This is a genomic window from Candidatus Zixiibacteriota bacterium (assembly GCA_029860345.1).
Taxonomy (GTDB): Bacteria; Zixibacteria; MSB-5A5; order GN15; family FEB-12; genus JAJRTA01.
Genome location: JAOUBJ010000004.1, coordinates 180,496 through 199,028 on the forward strand (window position 1 = coordinate 180,496; position 18,533 = coordinate 199,028).

Consider the following 18,533-nt stretch of genomic DNA (forward strand, 5'->3'; position numbering starts at 1 on the left):
TCGAAGCATGAGCGCAGTCGAAGCATGAGCGCAGTCGGAGAGTGAGAGCGCGCGAAGCGCCAGGGAACCATTTATGGGCAATTCACCTGTGGAGCTTTTTCTTGTCGGAGCCCATCAGACAGCCGGTGCCAAAGAGTATCCAGGGCACGGCTACAAGCAACAGATAGAAGAATTCTTTGATTTCCATATCATCTTATCTCCTTACCACTGCTCTATTGCAGACCGTGTGCCAAACTGAAGCGGGCGATAAGCTGTTATTTGGGAATAGTTTAAGTTATGATTGGGGTCGGAATGGGTACTGGTGGGGAAGGGAATGACCACTCGAAAGGACCGATTCTTCCTTTTTGGCGATAAACACTTGACAAACAAACTAGTTTGTTCTATTATGTAAAAGAAATAGGACAACCGCCGAAGATAGGAGTCGAATATTGGCTGAAGGTCAATTTCTGGGAAAACTTGAATTCGCTGTACTGATGGCCGTTGCCCGTCTTCGCAAAAAAGCGTATGGGGTTGCCATCCGTCGAGAGCTACTTGAGTATGCTGAATTGGATGTGTCGGTGGGTGCTTTGTACGCGACTCTCTACCGCCTTGAACGCAAAGGTCTGGTGTCTTCGAGACTCGGTGAGCCTTCTCCGGTGCGTGGTGGCCGGGCCAAGAAGTTCTTTGAGATTGAGGCCCCGGGTGAAACAGCCCTCTCACAACACATGGAAGCTATGAGCAGGATGCAGGCCAGCTGGAAGCCCCAGTGGGGAGCGTCGTGACATGGGCAAGAAAGTGACGTGCGAAAGTTGCGGGATACGTGATGCAAGCGCACAAATATCGGATGTTGCCATCGACAACAATAACACGTTGTCACTCTGTAGTGCCTGTCACGATCTGATTGGCATACATATAGATGTGGACTCAGTTCACTTCGATCCTCAGTTTGGTGCCAAGATAGACTGGCTCAACTTGGATGGTCTGAGGTCTGAGGACGTCAACATCGAAGAGCCATGGTTCGGTGACCAGGATGTATTGTCGGGGAGCCACACAGCCTCAGCGGACTCACCTTCAGTTACTGAGCCAACTTCACCCCCCGAGCCACCTTCGCCGCCCACGCATGCTGAGTATGTCCTCAATCTTCTGTTGTCCAAAGCTGACCGTGAAACAATCATCGGAGATTTTGCCGAGGAATTCGCTACCAGAATCCAGCCGAAGTTCGGACAGAAGCGGGCCGAAGTCTGGTATTGGACTCAGGTATATAAGTCCCTCGTTTCTATTATCTGGCTTAGACTGTTGAAGGTTTCTGTCGTCGCGGCGGTGGTCAAGCTGGTCGACAACCTTATCCGACGATTCATCTAAACCGCCAAATTCCGCTCTGTGGGCGGCGAGTGGAAGCCACTTGTGGCCGTCCTCGTCTGCCCCTTGAAAACGCTTCGGCTGCACACACCCTTCGACTGCGCTCAGCATGACATGGACGTAGCGCACGAGGACGTACACCAAGCACAGACTTCGTGCTGCCGATATCCTATCAACCCCGACCGCCCAACTCATCGAACAGTGTTTCGATCAGCAGTACCTGGCGGTGATGCGAATATTTCTCAACAGCCTCCAAAGCGGCCCGCGAAGCCAAACTTCTTGCGTGCGTCGGGTTGTTCATTAGACTCAAAAGAGCCGAGGCAAGACTCTCCTCGTCCTGCGGCGGCACCAGAAGTCCGTTGACACCATCGTTGATAATCTGAACCGTGCCGCCTTCTGCAGTCCCGATAACCGGCAGACCCGAGGCCATCGCCTCGATTGTAACCATGCCGTAGGTTTCCGAGTGCGATGCCATAACAAAGAGGTCCATGGCCGCATACACACTGACCACATCGGACTGATGCGGATGAAAATGCACGAACGACTTCAGGTCAAGTTGCTCAGTCAGGCTGTCCAGATACTGCGGGTATCCCTCCGGGTCGTTTATCGTTTTGTCACCGACGATCAACAGATGCAAGCGCCCACCGGCGTCGTGTACACCACGACAGGCTTTGATGAGTACATCCTGTCCTTTCTTGCTTTCCAGCCGACCCACGATACCGGCTATGTACGCATCGGCGGGCAACCCTAGTCCTTGCCGGGCTGCTGCGCGGTCGGGGCGGTTGGATGTCAGTCTGTCAAGCTCGATCCCGAAGGGTATGACATGGATTTTGTCAGTCTCAAGCCGGGTGTATTGAACAAGTCGATCCTTGAACATCGGCAATGGTGCTATCCAGGCATCAAGATGATTGTACTCCCAAGTGTGGAAGGCATCTTTCTTGTGGCCGCCGACATGCATGTGTTGTTGCATCAGAAGTTTGAAAAAACCGCGCGCGAACTTCTTGGCCAGTACGGCCAGAAAGAGGTCCTTGCCATAATTTATGATTAGCCGCTGTACGTTATCTTTTTTTACATACCGCGCCAACCGACTGGCGTTGATCAGATCGCCGTATTTGAACGTCGAGTGCAAATGCCGCACACTCAGACCGTCGCGTTCAGCCTCGTCGAACAGTTTGGTGTCTCGTTGACCATACAGCACCACCTGCCATCCGCGCTGCTTCAGCCAAATGCCCAATCTGAGAACATTCATCTCCAGCCCACCCCATGACCCTGATGAACATAGAAGACCTATCGAGTAGTCACGGCTGGTTGAGGGTTCGTTCATTACAATCTCGTCCTAACTTCGGTACCCCACCCACCGGGTGGGCTTGTGATTGGGGTTGCACCCACAACTGGGGGCGAGTGGTGTCGGGCGACCCCGCCCGACACTTGCCATACATGATACAGACAGACTCCGCAATGAGCAACTTCATACCTCGAGTGCGCTCGGTATGACAAAGTAGGGCAGGATCGCTGTGATACTGCCGAACTTGGCGGCATCGCAAGAATGCCGCCCTACTAAGAAAGAACACACCCCGCCCCCCGCCATCTGGCGGTGTACGGCCCGCTCAAGAGGGGATGAAGAGAACTCGACCCGCCCACGGCTTGGCCTCAAGGATCGACTGCGTTCGATATGACTTGGGTGGCCCATCAGCTTGCTGTGGGAACTTTGTCACCCCGAGCGGAGTCGAGGGGAGGTTGTGAAATGGGTTTGTTTTGCGGAAAAAAGTTTTTGGCGGCAAGCTGGGCTGGGGAATCGGATTGGTCGGGGTGTTGCAGGCGGTGCAAAAGGGTGAAAGCGCGAGTAAGTTGGCGGTCGAGGCGCATTTCGTAGTGTTGCAGGGTTTCGCGGAAAGATTGATCGGGGACTGCTTGGGACGAGACACGGTTGGCGTTCTGGCGCGCGAGCGCTTCTTCGTCGAGGTCGTCGGGATCATCGAGAATGCTGACGTAATGACCGCGTTCGATGCTGTCGGCGGTGTCTTCGAGTTGCCGGTTGATGCGGGCGGTTTCGGCGTTGATGACTCGTCGGTAGCGCCAAAGGGCGTTGGCAATTTTCAGAACGAGATGATCCTGCATGGTGCCTTGTGGTTTGAGCTCATCGATCAGCGAGTCGAGGAGTTGCTCGTACTCCGTGCGGTCCTCGGTTAGGTGAGGGGATTTGAGGATAATGTCGCAGGCATGAAGGCCATGTTTGATAGCGTTACGGCTGACGACAGCTTTGCCTTCAGTAGACGTGGGGCCGGTGGATTTCTTGGCGTTACGCCGATTGGCGGCGACTTGTTTTTTGCTGGTAGGCATAGGACTAACCTTTACCAATAAGCAACCAGCCGGATTATGCAGGGATGTTGTGGGGAAAGTGTGGAGGGCACTCGTTCCTTAACGATCCCAGAACAGGAATCACGCGAAGCGCGTGATGTCGAAACCTCGCTTCGCGAACCCTTCGGGTCAGGGGTTTCGACCTACGGTTCCCTGCGCTCGGGGTGACCGGGCGAAGATGGATGCCGGATCAAGGTCCGGCATGACAGAGGATGGAGATTGCCGCGGCCATGCGAAAGGCGAGGCCTGGCAATGACGGATCAGAGTTCGCCCACAAAAAAAACTCCGCCTTCAGAAGGCGGAGGAATATTCCAATCTGCCCAACAGCCTGTCTATTTCGCGCTTAGATCGGGCCGAGCGGCGTCGGGTGTGGTATCGTCCGGCTTGTCTTTAATGACGATAGCAACCGGAATCAACACACAGTAACCCAGCACCAAGAGTATCGGCGCCAGGGTCATCGAGCCGGTACCCAGGGTCACATAACCGACTACGATCACCACTAAGGCAGCGGCGAAAATCAAATAATTCTTCATTCCGAACGGCCAACTGACATCCTCAGATTTGGCTGCGGCTTTCGGGGCGGGTCTGTTGGTTTTTTTGGCCATAACAGTCTCCAAGAAAGAGATATCGGCTTCAAAGTCAAGACCTTTTAGCGGCCGATCTTTTTGCCTTTCGTTGCTCATTATACCAGGGCCACAGCCCGACCGCCCAAACGAACATCAACAGTTGACGCACTTCCTCATCGGCAAAGGTGGCCTCAAACAGCGCCGTTGTGAAAAAGGCCACTGCGCCCAGTGATGCCGCCAGGAAAAAGCGATCGCCTTCCGCAAATGACCGACGCCGTCTGAACCCGCCGAAAGTATATCCAAACAACACCATCCACAGTCCGGCAAAAAGCAAAAAACCCGGCAGACCGTAGACTGCGACCATGTTTATAAGATCATTGTGGGCGTGGACATGCTTGCGATAATCAGGGATATCGGGGCGCAGCCTGGCTGCGTACTCGGTTTCGAAATTGCCCGGGCCAACGCCGAAAACCGGATGCTCGCGGGCAATCGACAGAGATTTTTGCCAGATGAACGGTCGGCTTCCCTCATATTCCAAACTGAGTTCTTTGTCCATCGCCCCCGTGAATCGTTCGACCAGCCCCGGTAACAACAGCGCTACCACCAAAGCCATTGCGGCCAAACCGCCAATCATGCTTATCAAGTACTTTCGACCGAGCACCACACCGGCCACCAGCAGACCCACCACCAGCGCGATGACCGATCCGCGACTGAACGAGAGCAGCGTTACGGCCATGGCCAAAAGAGAAGCGGCCAGAAACAGTTGCCTTCGCCCGGCTCTCAGATTCTCGACTTTTCGGACGCCCAATCCAAATAGCATCAGGGCGGCCGTGGCGTAGTAGTTGCCGAATGTCAGCCGATGTGAGAAATTTCCGCGCACCCGATAGCCAAAACCATCGGCCGCTGTGAGAGCCGAGTCTTTGAACCAGTTTAGACCGAGTGAGTATTGCAAAAGACCATAGATCGAAACCAACAACACACCGACCGCGAAAATCGCCATCAATCGCTCACGGTACGTCTTGTTCTGCATCAGGAAGACACCGATGGGCACAATCAAAAACAGCCAGTCTTCTTTCATGATATACAACGACCGACCGACCGTCTCGCCCAACATCGAACAAACGAATATCCATATTATGTAGAGGGCCACGAAAACGTAAAACCGCTTCAATGAATCGACGAAAGGCTGGTAACGGTGAACGACAATCACTGTGATAAACAAGGCCAGCGACACACCCAAGGCCATCTGAGCCAGGGCTATCGAAAAGGTGCTGCCGAATATGAACAGAGCATAGAAGAAAAAGAGAGCGTCGGTTAATCTTGACGGCGCGATTTGGTTCATCCGAATAGATCGCCTTCGATCAGTTCCACCAGGCTGTGGATGATGAAAATATGTTCTTCCTGGATGCGTTGAGTCGAGGTGTGCGGTATTATCAACGGTCGTTCGATCTGTTTGGCCAGCTTGCCCCCGCGTCCGCCCAGTAAAGCCGCCGATAACATGCCGCGCTCACGAGCCACGGCCACGGCCTTGATCAAATTCGGTGAATTGCCGGAAGTGGAGAGAACAAACAACAGGTCCCCTTTGCTACCCAGCCCTTCCACCTGTCGGGCGAAGACGTTTTCGTATCCGAAATCATTGGCCGCGGCTGTGGTCACGGATGGGTCCATCCCGAGCGCGATAGCCGGCAGCGACTGGCGGTTTCGTTCCGCAGTTAGCCGCACAATCATCTCGGCCGCAAAGTGGGAGGCGTCAGAAGCGGAGCCACCATTGCCGGCTATGAGTAACTTGCCGCCGGCTCCGATCACTCCTGAGATCACAGCAGCCAGATCGAGAATTTGCAGTCCTAATTGATCGACCACTGCGCGGCGCAGAATAGCTGAATCTTCGGCTGCTTTTTTCAGTGGTGCCAGGCGGACATCTTCGTTCATGCCGTTACTTTCTCCTTATAATGAATAGCCGCGCCGAACTCACGCATCAACTCCGGGTCCGGTTCACACTCCAAACCACTGCCGATTACCACAAACGAAGCACCGGCCTTGACTCGGGCTTCGCAATCCGAGGGTGTTCGCAGCCCTCCGCCGACAATGATCCCAATATCGACATAAGACGACACTGCTTCGACCATTTCCACCGACACCGGCCACTCGGCACCGGAGCCTGCTTCCAGATAGACCAGCTTCATTCCGAGGTATTGAGCGGCCAGGGCATGGGCGCAGGCGATGTCGTTCTTGCTGCGCGGAATCGGCAAAGTGCCGGATATGTATTGCACCGATGTCAGTGGTCCGGATTCAATCAATAGATAGCCGGTCGGGATAGTTTCGAGATTGCATCTTTTGATAATCGGGGCTCCTTTTACTTGTTCGTCGATTAGGTAGCTCGGGTTGCGGCCGGACAGCAACGAAGTGAACAGGATAGCATCCGCCGATGGACAAATCTGGGCATACGATCCCGGAAAAATAATCACCGGCACGGGTGAAATCTGTTTTATTTCCTTAACGGAAGTGGCGAAATCTCCGTCCAACATAAACGATGTTCCTACCAGAATAGCATCCACGCCACAGTCAGCGGCCGCTTCAGCCAGCGGCAGATAGACCTCCCGGCTGACCCGGTCCGGGTCCAGAAGAAGCAGAAACCCGGCGCCACGTTCTGAGCAGGCGGTTATCAATTTTGTGTAGATCGGTCCATCGATCACTTGTTCTTCCTTGTTGGTGACATACTCTGACTACTATGCTCTCGCTACTTCCTTGATTTTTTTCCCGAAAACTTCATAGACTTCACTGGCCGCTGTGCCCGTGGCGATCGTTCCCTGCGCGAAGTTCGGTTTGCCGCCGCCGCGACCACCGAGTATGCTGAGGCACTCCTTAGCCAGCGACCCGCTGTGCAGATCATACTGACTTGTCGCTGTGGCGCTGGAGCCGATCATAACCGTCGGTTTATCTGCAATGGTACCGAAAGCCAGCACCACAACAGGTTCGTTGATGGATTTCTCACTGTCCACCCAGCCGGCCATCACATCACGATCCGACTGGCCGAAATCATGCGTAATGTAGCTCACCTTTCCAATGGGCCGACGTTCACCAATCGACTGGCCGCCGCCTGAGAACATCTCGGCTTTTACTTTCTTGATCTCTTTCTCAAGCGCGAGGTTGCTTTCTTTCAACTGTTGCAGCGCATCCCCCACCTCTTCCTCTGACCGTCCGAGCAGTTGAGATGCATCCTGACGGAATCGCTTGGCATCAAGCATCAGTTTGATCGCCTCACGTCCGGTTATGGCTTCGAGCCGCCTGACACCCGAGGCGATCCCCGTTTCAAGCGTAATAAAAAACGGGCCGATCTGACTGGTATTGCTTACATGCGTGCCGCCGCACAGTTCCTTGGAAAAGTCGGCGATGGATACCACGCGCACGAGGTCGTCGTATTTCTCACCAAACAGCGCCGTGGCGCCGGACTTTTTGGCGGCATCGACATCCATCTCTTCGGTGGTGACATTGGTTGCATTCAGGATTTGTTCGTTGACGATCTGTTCGACTTGTGCGACCTCGCCGGGTGTCATCGGTTGGTGATGCGAAAAATCAAAGCGTAGCCGGTCGGGTCCGACATACGAGCCGGACTGTTTGACATGATCGCCCAGCACCATACGCAGGGCTTTGTGGGCCAGGTGGGTGGCGGTGTGGTTGCGCTGGATGTCCCAGCGTCGTTCTGAGTCGACGGAGGCGGTTACGGTCGCACCTTTCTCGAAGTGTTCTCGCTGTCCCGGCTCAACCACCTCACCCTTGTGAATGTGCCATCCCTGATGAAGTGACATGGAATCTACGCGCAACACCGAATCTCCTGCTGTAATCATACCTGTGTCGCTGATCTGTCCACCCGATTCAGCGTAGAAGGGTGTTTCTTTCAGGATTACGAAATCTTGCGAGTCTACGGTTCCATCCCCAATGACATCTGACGGCCGATGCCAGACAACTTTTGAGAGAACTGGTTCGTCTGTTCTTACAAAATCCGTAGGATCGCCCGATGGTGGGCTATGGTCAAGAACCGCCCTAAGTGTCACATCGTGCGTTGCGGTCACCCCCCCCGCCTTCGACTGCTCTTTCTGCTTGGCCATGGCCGCATCGAAACCGGGTTGATCCAAAGTCAACCCCTGCTCGCCGGCGATGATCTCGGTTAAGTCATAAGGAAAACCGTAAGTGTCGTACAACTTGAATACATCAGCGCCATCGATAACGGTTCCGCCCGTGCCCTTAACTTTCTTTGCCACCTGTTCGAACAACCCCAGCCCGGTCTCAAGCGTGCGCAGGAAGGACTCTTCTTCGGCCTTGATAACATGTTCGATATGCGACTGCTTCTCGCCAATCTCCGGATAGGCATCCGACATGGCGTTGACCAACGTGGGTACCAGTGTGTGGATAAATGGCTCGTGCATCCCCAGCAACCGTCCATGCCGCGCGGCTCGGCGTAGAAAACGACGCAGCACATATCCCCGCCCTTCGTTGGAGATACCTGCGCCGTCGGCAATGGCAAAGGTCAACGCACGCAAGTGGTCGGCGATGACATGGTGCGAAGATACATGGTCTGAATACTTTGAGCTTGTGACCTCCGAGATAGCCTTAATCAAATCCTGAAACAGATCGATTCCATAGTTGCTGTCGACACCTTGCAGGATCGACGCAATTCGTTCAAACCCCAGACCGGTATCGACCGAAGGTTTCGGTAGCGGTACTACTGTTCCATCTGAAAGCTGGTCAAATTGTGTGAAAACCAGGTTCCAGAATTCGACAAATCGCTCTCCCTCACCATTGACGACATCCTCGGGGCCGGTACCCCATTCTTCACCTCTGTCGAAATGAATTTCCGAGCAGGGACCGCATGGACCAATGTCGCCCATACTCCAGAAGTTGTCTTCCTTGCCGAATCTCTGAATGCGCCCGTTCTTCAACTCCGGTGCAATTTTCTCCCACAGAGCGTGGGATTCGTCATCGTCCTCGTATATGGAAACATGCAGCCGACCAGTTGGCAATTGGAGAATCTTGGTGCAATACTCCCATGCGTACAGAATAGTCTCTTCTTTGAAATAGTCTCCGAAAGAGAAATTGCCCAGCATTTCAAAAAAGGTGTGATGACGCGCCGTGAAACCGACATTGTCCAGATCATTGTGCTTACCGCCTGCTCGGATGCATTTTTGAACAGAGGTCGCACGCTTGTAATCAACTTTTCGATGCCCCGTGTAGATATCTTTGAACGGCACCATCCCGGCGTTGATGAACAGGATAGTCGGATCATCGAACGGGATGAGCGGCGACGATGGCACGATGCGATGATCGCGCGCCTTGAAAAACTCCAGAAAGTTCTTTCGGATCTCAGCGGTTTTGATTTTCGGATTCCTCACTTGTTTCGCGGGTTTCACGCCACAGTTTTTCAAAGGCCGCTTTGGCCGGTGCATAACCAAAGCCGCGCCGAGCGAGGTAATTATAGGCTTTGCTGCGAGCCGTTTCAAGCTCTAACTGCTCAAAGCGAGACCAACGCTGCTCAAGCGCGGTGACGGCCAGATCGTCCGGATTCTCGGCGTCCAAAAGAGCTTCTGCTGTTTGCTCGGCCAGATCACGGCTGATTTTGCGTTTCTGCAAATAGGCGCAGAGATACCCACGACCACACGGACGCCTCAACAACAAGGACTGCGCCGAAGCCATAGCGTATCGGGAGTCGTCAAGAGCGCCGCTGTCGATATATTTTCGCAATGTCGATTGCACCACCGAAGTCGAGAACGTTCTCTGCCTGAGTTTGGCTTTCAGTTCGCCCACCGAGTGATCTCGCATGGCCAGCAGCCGCGCCACCTGACGGTCGCATCGGTACAACTCGGCCTCCTCGTGGAGCATATCAAGCTGCGCCATAGTTATCACAATCCCTTCAACTAACCGATGGTGGAGAACAGTATTGATCGGCACAGTCAGAGGCTGCTCTTCACCGGTGATGGTCAAGGTGGCGCTGGCGGGAGTGGTGATGAGTTTTATGAGCCTGATTTGATCGTTCATAGCAATAGTCGCGTTAGAGGGTCAATATAGGGCTGCTCCGGATTGAATCAAACTCAAAGAATTCGCACTTGGCCTACGAGGTCGGTTTTCCCTTGCATCCGGGGTATCCAGCGAGGATATTGTCGCACGGTGAAAGATTCGATTGCCCACAACATTCAGCAGTTGCACGGCCAGATCGCCGGTGCCTGCGAAGAGTACGATCGTGATGCCGACGACATTACAATCGTTGCCGTTACAAAAACGCATCCGACTGTGGTCATCCAAACCGTTGTCGCCGCCGGTATCCACGAAATTGGCGAAAGCCGGGTACAGGATGCCGAACCCAAAATCAAAGAGGCCGGTCCGATTGCCCGTTACCACATGGTCGGCCATCTCCAAACCAACAAAGTCAGGAAAGCGCTCGGACTATTCGACGTTATCCAGTCGGTCGATACGCTCAAGTTAGCCGAAGAGATCAACCGGCAGGCAGGTATCCTCGAACGGCGTGTGGAGTGTCTGATCGAAGTCAACTGCTCCGGCGAGAGCCAGAAATTCGGAGTCAACCCAGAGGACAGCCTGGCGCTCATTAGCCAAGTGGCTGCTCTGTCCAACATCGATTTGATCGGCTTGATGACGATTGGCCCATTTGTCGATGACGACAAGGTCATTCGTCGCACTTTCGCTCGCTGTAACGAGTTATTCATGTCAGGCCGTGAGTCGGTGGGGGATCAGTTCGATACCCTGTCGATGGGCATGTCGGGTGATTTTACGTTGGCCATTGCCGAAGGGGCGACAATGATCCGTATCGGCAGCTCGCTATTCGGCCCCCGGCCATAAACCCATAAATGGGCTTCTTGCGCTTCGCGGTGATAAATCACTTTTTGGCGCTTCGCGCGCGCTTCATGTCATGCTGAGCACAGTCGAAGCATGAGCGAAGGTCGTAATCCAGTAGGGCGGGATCCCTGCGATCCCGCCAGATCGTCTGGCAATAGGGCGTCGGGTGGCCATCTCAAACCTTGTTTGGGACGGCGGGCAAGCCCGTTTATCGCGCTTCGCGCGTTCAGCCTTAAACATTGCCTGCAAATGTCACCAGGCGCGAAGGGCAAGAAGCAGGCTTGCCTGTCACCCCCAAGCCGGGCTTGAGGGTGCCACCCGGCAGACTGTAGGCCGGATCCGTCTTCGAACCCGGTGATAAACCCATAAATGGGCTTCCTGCGCTACGCGGCCTGTGACACCATCAAAAGGTGTCTTGAGCAATCTGCGCGCAGCGCGAGGAACCGATCTATCGGTTTCATTTAGAAACAATTAAAGGGCTCAATTTTTCCGCCAAAGGTTCGATAACTAATGTATAGGGTCGGGCGCGACCGGCTGGTCGTTTTTTGCACAGCTTTCGCCTCGGCAACTGGAAATGAGAATGTTTAGAAAGAACCTTTAGATAAGCGAGTAATCTATGGATTTGTCGCCAAACGATATTCGCAACTGCGAATTCTCGACTCAAATGAGGGGCTACTCCAAAGAAGAAGTCGACAGCCTGTTGGATCAGGTGGCGGCTGCGCTGGATGCGGTCAAACAGGAAAACCTGAAACTGTCGATGGAGGTCGATTCCCTCAAGTCCCAGTTGGCCGGGTTGCGCCAGTTTGAGGACACCATCAAAAGCGCCGCCATCGACGCCCGGCGCAATGCCGACATGACCGTGGCCAACGCCAAACAAGAAGCGGACTTGATTCTCTCCAAGGCGAAAGATGAGGCTGACCGGGTTCTTAGTTCTCGCACCGAGCAATTGGGGGCGCTTGATTCCAAGATTGCCGCGGCCGAAATGGCCAAGAAATCATATCTCAATAAAGTACATGGCGTCATTACTTCGCATCTTGAGATTATCGAGCATCTTGTCAAGGCAGAGCCGGATATCAAGACCACCGACCAGGACCAAGACCATGACCATGACTCGGACGTGGATAACGACAGCGGCAAGATCGAAGTAACCGAGTCCGGAGAGGTGGACCGAAAGCAGATGGAAACGATCGGTACACCGTCGGAGTCGGACGAATCGATCCGAACCGAAGAGGCCAACGCCGCCGAGGAGATCGTCGAGGTGTCTACAGAGGCGGATTCGGACGCTGCTGAATCAGGCGATAACGACGCGGAAACCGCCGAGGCTGAAGCACCCAAACCAATCGACCCGGAATTGGCCGAAGCTCTGCAGAAATACCAGACCAACGACAGTTCGAGCGAACAAGAGCCGAACGAATCCCATGCTGCAGAAGAGCCAGCCCCCAAGCCGGGCGAAATTGTGGAGACCAGTGCGCGGGCCGAAGATATACCGCCGGGTTTCATCGTCGGTCCGTCATCCGGTCCGTCGGAGTCCTCTGCCGATAAGGACAGTGCTACTGATAGGTTTAGTGTTCCCAACTCCTCCGATCCTGAACAGAAGTCGGATGCACCAAGTGCCGGCCCGGAGGATCTGGCCAAAGAGCTGGATAAAGTGGTAGCCAAGTTTGAAGAAGAGATGGATAGAGCTGCTCAATCATAAAATCTTACCCGCCCGACATGTGAGACCGGTCGCAGATACCCCAGCGACCGGTCTCTTTTTATTCCCGACACTTCGGTTGCACAGGTCAGAGGCGGTCGTACTGGCTGCCGGGTTTCTTGTTGACATTCTTGCCTCTGACGGAGATTGGTGTACGGTCGCCTCTTGATCGGCAACGATCGAATAGCGTGAATATCGATGGAGATTGCAGACTCGGACGACGGCTTCTGAAGCCCGGAGGATAGATTGTCAAAAACTCTTGTAGTTGGTGTCGGTTCGGCCCTTGTTGACCTGTTGGCGCATGAGGAAGACGCTTTCCTAAAACAGATCGATGCCGCCAAAGGGGGTATGATCCTTGTCGATGAACCATTGATCCAGAAAGTCGTGATCCAACTGACCGGTCAGCCGACGATGGTCCCGGGCGGTTCAGCCTGCAACACCCTGGTAGGTGTTGGCCGCCTGGGCAACGACGCGAGTTTTGTCGGCAAGTGCGGCCAGGATGGGCTGGGGGACCTTCTGGAGGAAGGACTTATCGCAAGCGGCGTACACCCGAGACTGTTCAGGTCGGAACAACCCACCGGTCGTGTCCTGTCTATCATAACCCCGGATGCGCAGCGATCGATGTTGACTTTCCTGGGAGCATCATCGGAGCTTTCCATTAGTGAAATTACCCCCGACTGTTTCGCCGGGGCAGCCGTGGTGCACGTCGAGGGATACCTGTTGTTCAACCGCGACCTGATCACGACCGTGGTAACTACGGCTAAACAGGCAGGCGCGCGCGTCTCGCTCGACCTGGCCAGTTACACGGTGGTCGAACAAGCAAAACCATTTCTTGAGGGCCTGGTTGATGACTGCGTCGATATTCTCATGGCCAACGAAGATGAGGCGCGTGTTTTCACAGGCCAGACGGATGAGAGTAAGTCACTGACATTACTGTCGGAAAAGGTCGAAACCGCCGTGCTCAAACTTGGCGAGCGGGGAAGCGTCATCTCGCATCGAGGAGAAATCGTTGAGACAGCACCGGCCGGATCATCGGACATCATCGACACCACCGGCGCCGGGGACTTGTGGGCCTCGGGTTTCTTGTATGGCCTGGTTAACGACTTGCCGCTTGAGCAGTGCGGCCGAATCGCCTCGGCCTGCGGCTATGAAGTCTGTCGAGTAGTCGGCGCCGGTATTCCCCACGAGGGCTGGGAGCGGATCAAGGGCCTGCTATAACTTCACGATTGTCTTGTGCCCGGTGAGTCTTCAGACTCAGCGGACTGTCCGTGTCATTCCTGCGAAAGCAGGAATCCACCTTCGTCAATAGCGTACCGGATTCCCGCCGTCGGGAGTGTTGAAAGACCCACGGAGTCGTCATTGCGAGATATCACACGAAACGCGTGATACCGTGGCAATCTCGATTCCATGCGAACATGTCATGCCGAGCGGAGTCGAGGGGTGAGATTGCCGCGCTCCTCCGCGAAACGCGGACTCGCTCGCAATGACCGGAAACAGGAATACTTCAACAAGCCCCTTCGCATGGATGACAACCATATTCGGAATTGTGCCGAACCACCGATCTTTGTATCTTCCGTCCATGTGTCAACCATTGTTCGGTGCTGCCTGACTTCTGAATATGCGAAAGGACCTATCCAATGAGTAATGCCGATCTTAAAAAGATGATAAACGAAGCCGTTGCCGCCATTACCGGCCAGGTCGACCTGCAACCGAAGATCGGTATAATTCTGGGTACCGGGTTGGGGTCGTTAGTCGATGGTATCGAGATGGTCGGAAGTGTCGAGTACGATCAGATACCGCACTTCGCCGTGTCGACCGTTGAGTCGCATGCGGGGCGCTTGTTATTTGGACATCTCAAGGGTAAGCCGGTGGTTTGTATGCAGGGACGGTTTCATTTTTATGAAGGCTACACCTATCAGCAGATAACTTTTCCCATTCGCGTTATGAAAGCACTCGGTATCGAGACTTTGATCGTATCCAACGCCTGCGGCGGGTTGAACCCAAACTTCAAAGCGGGGGACATTATGATGATCAAGGACCACATCAATTTCTTCGGCGGCAACCCGCTGATCGGTCCCAACGACGATGAACTGGGTGGTCGCTTCCCTGACATGTATGAGGTCTACAGTTTCGAGTATCAAAAGATTGCGCGCGAGGTAGCGCTTGGGCAGGGGACGCATCTACAAGAGGGAGTCTATATCGGTCTGAGCGGTCCCTGTCTGGAAACGGCGGCTGAGTATCGGATGCTTAGGATATTCGGCGGAGACGCAGTGGGAATGTCGACGATACCGGAAGTTATCGTGGCCCGTCATCAAGGGACCAGAGTTCTTGGGTTTTCAATCGTGACCGATATGGGTCTGCCGGACGCCATGCATCCGCTCAAGATCGAAGAAGTGATTGCAATCGCCGGCGAAGCCGAGCCGTATCTCCGTGACATCATCGCCGGCTGTGTGGAGAGGATGTGAGGGGGGGCTATGTTCGACGAATTAGTGAAAATTGAACCGAAGCACAAGTGGAGCAAATCGTTTCTTCAGTTCAATAGAACTTGGAACAGGTCACTGGGTCTAATCGAAACATGGCTCAGAATCAACGAGACCAAGGCGATCAAGATTCGGCATGAAAGTGACCTCATACGATCTTCTGTAGTTCTAAGTGTCGCTGCAATGGACACTTACTTCACAGCGAGATTCACAGAGCTCATAGTTCCATATCTTAAGACGCACGAGCCGCATGATGATCTTATCAGGATACTCGAAGAGTCGGGCTTCAATATACGAAAATCGTTGGTAATGATCTCGATGACACGTCCTTACCGACGAATACGCGCTCTTGTTCAAAACCATGTAGAACGTATAACTACTCAGCGTTTCGACGCGGTTGACGATCTCTTTGTGTGCCTCGGCTTCAAGAACATGTGCCAGAATGCGCAGGGTCTATTGGGGAGAAGTCGCATCAAGCGTAGCGTTGAGATTCTGGTCGAGCGCAGGCACCAAATAGTCCATGATGGCGATATCAACCGACACGACAGATTGAGGCCTATCGGCACGGTCACGACACTCAAGAGACTGAAAGACCTGAACCTGTTCGTCGGTGCATGCGACATCTTGACACGAAAATGCTCACGCAAGTGGGCAAAGTAAACAGCTCTTCGGATTCACCCGTAGGGTAGAACCGCTTCTAGTTCTGCCGACCGCCAAAGGCGGAACCGCTAATCCGCCGATGCGGACGCCCCACGAAAAGATGTCGAAACCGCAGGGGTTTCGACCTACCTTGATGGCTCCGCGCAGGAGGAGGTTAACTGTGCGCAAAGCGCAAAAGCCCGTTTATGGGTTCCCTCTTGAGAGGTGTGCCCGAAGGGCGGGGTGTGTTCCGTGGGCGGCAGACTGCCCCTACGGCACGTGACGCACGAGGACGTACACCACGCACGAAACATTCACCCCTCGACTCCGCTCGGGGTGACATTATGAAGACTGGATCCCGGATCAAGGTCCGGGATGACAAAGGATAGTGCGAAGCAGCAAGAAAGCGATTTATCGCCGCGTAGCGCCAACAAAGTGATTTATCACCTGTCGTGTTTGAACTTCAGGTCAAGCTGGCTGATTATAAATGCATAGACGTCGGTTTGGTATTCAATCTTCCGGCTCAGTGCTGTTCCACCGCCATGGCCGGTTTTTGAATCGGTTCTCAGCATTATCGGATTGGCCGAGCTGGTAGCAGCCTGCAAACAGGCCGTCATCTTGCGCGACTGCGATGGGTTGACACGCCCGTCGTGGTCGCCGGTCAGGAACAAAACGGACGGATAGGCTGTGCCGACCTTCACGTTGTGGTATGGTGAATAGGCGTACAGCGCTTTGAAATGATCAGGGTTCTTCACCGTTCCGAACTCGGTGATGTTGAACACACCGTTGGGATCGAGTTCAACACGCAGCATGTCATAGATGCCAACCGAAGACACAACCGCGCGGTACAGTTCCGGATGTTGGGTGAATGCTGCGCCCATCAGGAGGCCGCCGTTGGAACCACCTTTGATGCAGAGCTTTGACGGATTGGTGTAGCCGCTTTCGATCAGATACTCGGCGCAGGCAGCGAAATCATCAAAGACGTTTTGCTTCTGGGTCAAGTTGCCGGCCAGGTGCCACTCCTCGCCGTACTCGCCGCCGCCGCGCAGGTTGGCCACGACATAGATTCCTCCCTGATCCAACCACAACCTGAGCGTGGCGTCGAAACGTGGCGAGAGGCTGATGCCATAACCGCCGTAGGCATACAGGATGGTCGGGTTCTCTCCGTCAAGCTTGGTTCCTTGTGGTTTGATAATGTTCACCGGGACTTTGGTGCCGTCTTTCGACGTGGCGAATTCGCGGACGACTTCGACATCAGAAAAATCGGCCGGCGATGTTTTGTAGAGAGAGGTTCTTTTCATATCCCAGGTGAGTGGGTTGAATTGGTAATAGACAGATGGTTCCGTGTAGCTGGTGCTCCTGAACAGCACGACATCACCGCCAACACAGAACATACTGCCCGCCGAACTCACCGGCGCGGTCGGAATAGGTTTCATTGTTTGATCGGCCAGACGCACGACCCGCATGGTAGTCGGTCCGCCATCCAGATCGATCAAGAATAGATACCGCTCGGTAGGTACAAAGCTCTTGATGGTTACATCGCTCTCGGCCACGATAGTTTTGGCTAAGGTAAGATCCGTCTCGCCCGGCGGCAGGTGCAGGATGCTCCCTTTCGGGGTGTTTTTGTTGGACAACAGATAGAGCGAGTTGTCGGGTCCGAATTTCACGGTCGGAATCAGATCGGCGTTCTGCGTTATCTGCCTCCATTCGCCCTCCGGCCCCAGCAGGTAGTGCGTGTACTCGCCGCCGTCACCATTGGCCACCGTGGTCAGGAAGTACTGACCGTCCTCCGAGGCATCCAGCTGGTTCTCGGCAATGCGCGGAAACTCCTCGCCGATCGAGTAGGTATCTTTCTCGATCGGGGCGCCCATCTTATGATAAAACACCTGATGGTAGAAACTGAGGTCTTCCTCCGGTCGTTCGCCCGGTTGCGGATAACGAGTGTAGTAGAACCCGGAACCATCGGCGCTCCAGGCAACATCGCCACCGGCGGTAGGTCCGTTGACACCGGGAACTATGTCCGGCAGTTCGTTGCCGGTCGCCACCTCGAAAATGTGGACGTTCCCTTTTTCACTGCCGAACTCCGACAACGACACAGCCACCAGAGATGCATCAGGCGACGGCACATAGAAGTCGATTGACGTCGTGCCCTCCGGGTTGCGCTCGTTGAGATCGAGAACGGCTCTTTCAGTTGCGAGATCGAACGGCGATTCGAGCGTTATCAAAAGCGGTTGTTCTTTAGGGGGTTGGAACTTAAAGGCAAAGAGCACACCGGCCTGAGATTTCAGGTAGTAGTAATCCGTCGCCTCGCCACCCATCAGTTCGGTGAGGAATTCTTTGATGGCCGGTCTGGCCGCCACCTTGTCGAGAATCTCTCTTGAGTAAACGTTCTGTGCCGTGTTCCATTCCTGCACTGTTGTGTTTTCAAAATCCTCCAGCCAGCGGTAGTTTTCTGTAACATCGGTGTTATGATAGGTATCCGTCACCGCTTGTTTACCGCTCTCGGGCGGTGTGGGCAGGTTGGCTGCGAAGAGTGTTGCAGCCAGTGCAAGAGTACAGCAAAGGACGACAACGGTTCTTGTCTTGGAAGTGGAAATGAGGGCGGCGGTGAACATG

At 54.2% G+C, this 18,533-nt stretch carries 16 protein-coding genes; 7 read left to right on the forward strand and 9 right to left on the reverse strand.

Annotated elements, in window-relative coordinates; genetic code table 11:
- Positions 1-428: 428 nt before the first annotated feature.
- Complete coding sequence (locus OEV49_05925; GenBank protein MDH3890602.1) at positions 429-761, forward strand: PadR family transcriptional regulator; 333 nt, start codon at positions 429-431, stop codon at positions 759-761.
- Between the two features lies 1 nt (position 762).
- A complete protein-coding gene (locus OEV49_05930; protein MDH3890603.1) occupies positions 763-1,341 on the forward strand; it encodes a hypothetical protein in 579 nt (192 codons plus the stop codon).
- Positions 1,342-1,510: 169 nt separating this feature from the next.
- On the opposite strand, the gene OEV49_05935 is transcribed toward OEV49_05930, so the two are convergent.
- The 8 genes from OEV49_05935 to OEV49_05970 form a co-directional block, all read right to left on the reverse strand.
- Positions 1,511-2,662, reverse strand: a complete 1,152-nt coding sequence (locus OEV49_05935; protein ID MDH3890604.1) for a glycosyltransferase family 4 protein — start codon at positions 2,660-2,662, stop codon at positions 1,511-1,513.
- A 365-nt stretch (positions 2,663-3,027) separates the two neighbouring features.
- Positions 3,028-3,678, reverse strand: a complete 651-nt coding sequence (locus tag OEV49_05940; GenBank protein MDH3890605.1) for a hypothetical protein — start codon at positions 3,676-3,678, stop codon at positions 3,028-3,030.
- Positions 3,679-4,028: 350 nt separating this feature from the next.
- Complete coding sequence (locus OEV49_05945; GenBank protein MDH3890606.1) at positions 4,029-4,301, reverse strand: hypothetical protein; 273 nt, start codon at positions 4,299-4,301, stop codon at positions 4,029-4,031.
- 34 nt (positions 4,302-4,335) lie between these two features.
- Complete coding sequence (locus OEV49_05950) at positions 4,336-5,604, reverse strand: O-antigen ligase family protein (protein MDH3890607.1); 1,269 nt, start codon at positions 5,602-5,604, stop codon at positions 4,336-4,338.
- Positions 5,601-6,191, reverse strand: coding sequence for an SIS domain-containing protein (locus tag OEV49_05955; GenBank protein MDH3890608.1), 591 nt, complete (start codon positions 6,189-6,191; stop codon positions 5,601-5,603). Before OEV49_05955 ends, OEV49_05950 begins: the two co-directional genes overlap by 4 nt.
- Positions 6,188-6,955, reverse strand: a complete 768-nt coding sequence (locus tag OEV49_05960; GenBank protein ID MDH3890609.1) for a geranylgeranylglyceryl/heptaprenylglyceryl phosphate synthase — start codon at positions 6,953-6,955, stop codon at positions 6,188-6,190. Before OEV49_05960 ends, OEV49_05955 begins: the two co-directional genes overlap by 4 nt.
- Positions 6,956-6,988: 33 nt before the next feature.
- The gene (gene alaS / locus OEV49_05965; protein ID MDH3890610.1) at positions 6,989-9,649 is read right to left on the reverse strand and encodes an alanine--tRNA ligase; all 2,661 of its coding nucleotides are present in this window, start codon (positions 9,647-9,649) and stop codon (positions 6,989-6,991) included.
- Positions 9,621-10,292, reverse strand: a complete 672-nt coding sequence (locus OEV49_05970; protein MDH3890611.1) for a RecX family transcriptional regulator — start codon at positions 10,290-10,292, stop codon at positions 9,621-9,623. Before OEV49_05970 ends, alaS begins: the two co-directional genes overlap by 29 nt.
- Before the next feature lie 129 nt (positions 10,293-10,421).
- Between OEV49_05970 and OEV49_05975 the strand changes: the two genes are divergently transcribed.
- The 5 genes from OEV49_05975 to OEV49_05995 all read left to right on the forward strand — a co-directional run bounded on the left by OEV49_05975 (position 10,422) and on the right by OEV49_05995 (position 15,938).
- Complete coding sequence (locus OEV49_05975) at positions 10,422-11,108, forward strand: YggS family pyridoxal phosphate-dependent enzyme (protein ID MDH3890612.1); 687 nt, start codon at positions 10,422-10,424, stop codon at positions 11,106-11,108.
- 613 nt (positions 11,109-11,721) lie between these two features.
- On the forward strand, positions 11,722-12,801 hold the full coding sequence (locus tag OEV49_05980; protein ID MDH3890613.1) for a DivIVA domain-containing protein: 1,080 nt from the start codon (positions 11,722-11,724) through the stop codon (positions 12,799-12,801).
- A gap of 243 nt (positions 12,802-13,044) precedes the next feature.
- Positions 13,045-14,016, forward strand: coding sequence for an adenosine kinase (locus tag OEV49_05985; GenBank protein ID MDH3890614.1), 972 nt, complete (start codon positions 13,045-13,047; stop codon positions 14,014-14,016).
- A 419-nt stretch (positions 14,017-14,435) separates the two neighbouring features.
- Positions 14,436-15,263 carry a purine-nucleoside phosphorylase gene (locus tag OEV49_05990; GenBank protein MDH3890615.1) on the forward strand — a complete coding sequence of 276 codons (828 nt, stop codon included), beginning with the start codon at positions 14,436-14,438 and terminating at the stop codon, positions 15,261-15,263.
- Between the two features lie 9 nt (positions 15,264-15,272).
- Complete coding sequence (locus OEV49_05995) at positions 15,273-15,938, forward strand: hypothetical protein (protein ID MDH3890616.1); 666 nt, start codon at positions 15,273-15,275, stop codon at positions 15,936-15,938.
- Positions 15,939-16,360: 422 nt separating this feature from the next.
- On the opposite strand, the gene OEV49_06000 is transcribed toward OEV49_05995, so the two are convergent.
- Positions 16,361-18,532, reverse strand: a complete 2,172-nt coding sequence (locus tag OEV49_06000) for a prolyl oligopeptidase family serine peptidase (protein MDH3890617.1) — start codon at positions 18,530-18,532, stop codon at positions 16,361-16,363.
- Position 18,533: the final 1 nt, after the last annotated feature.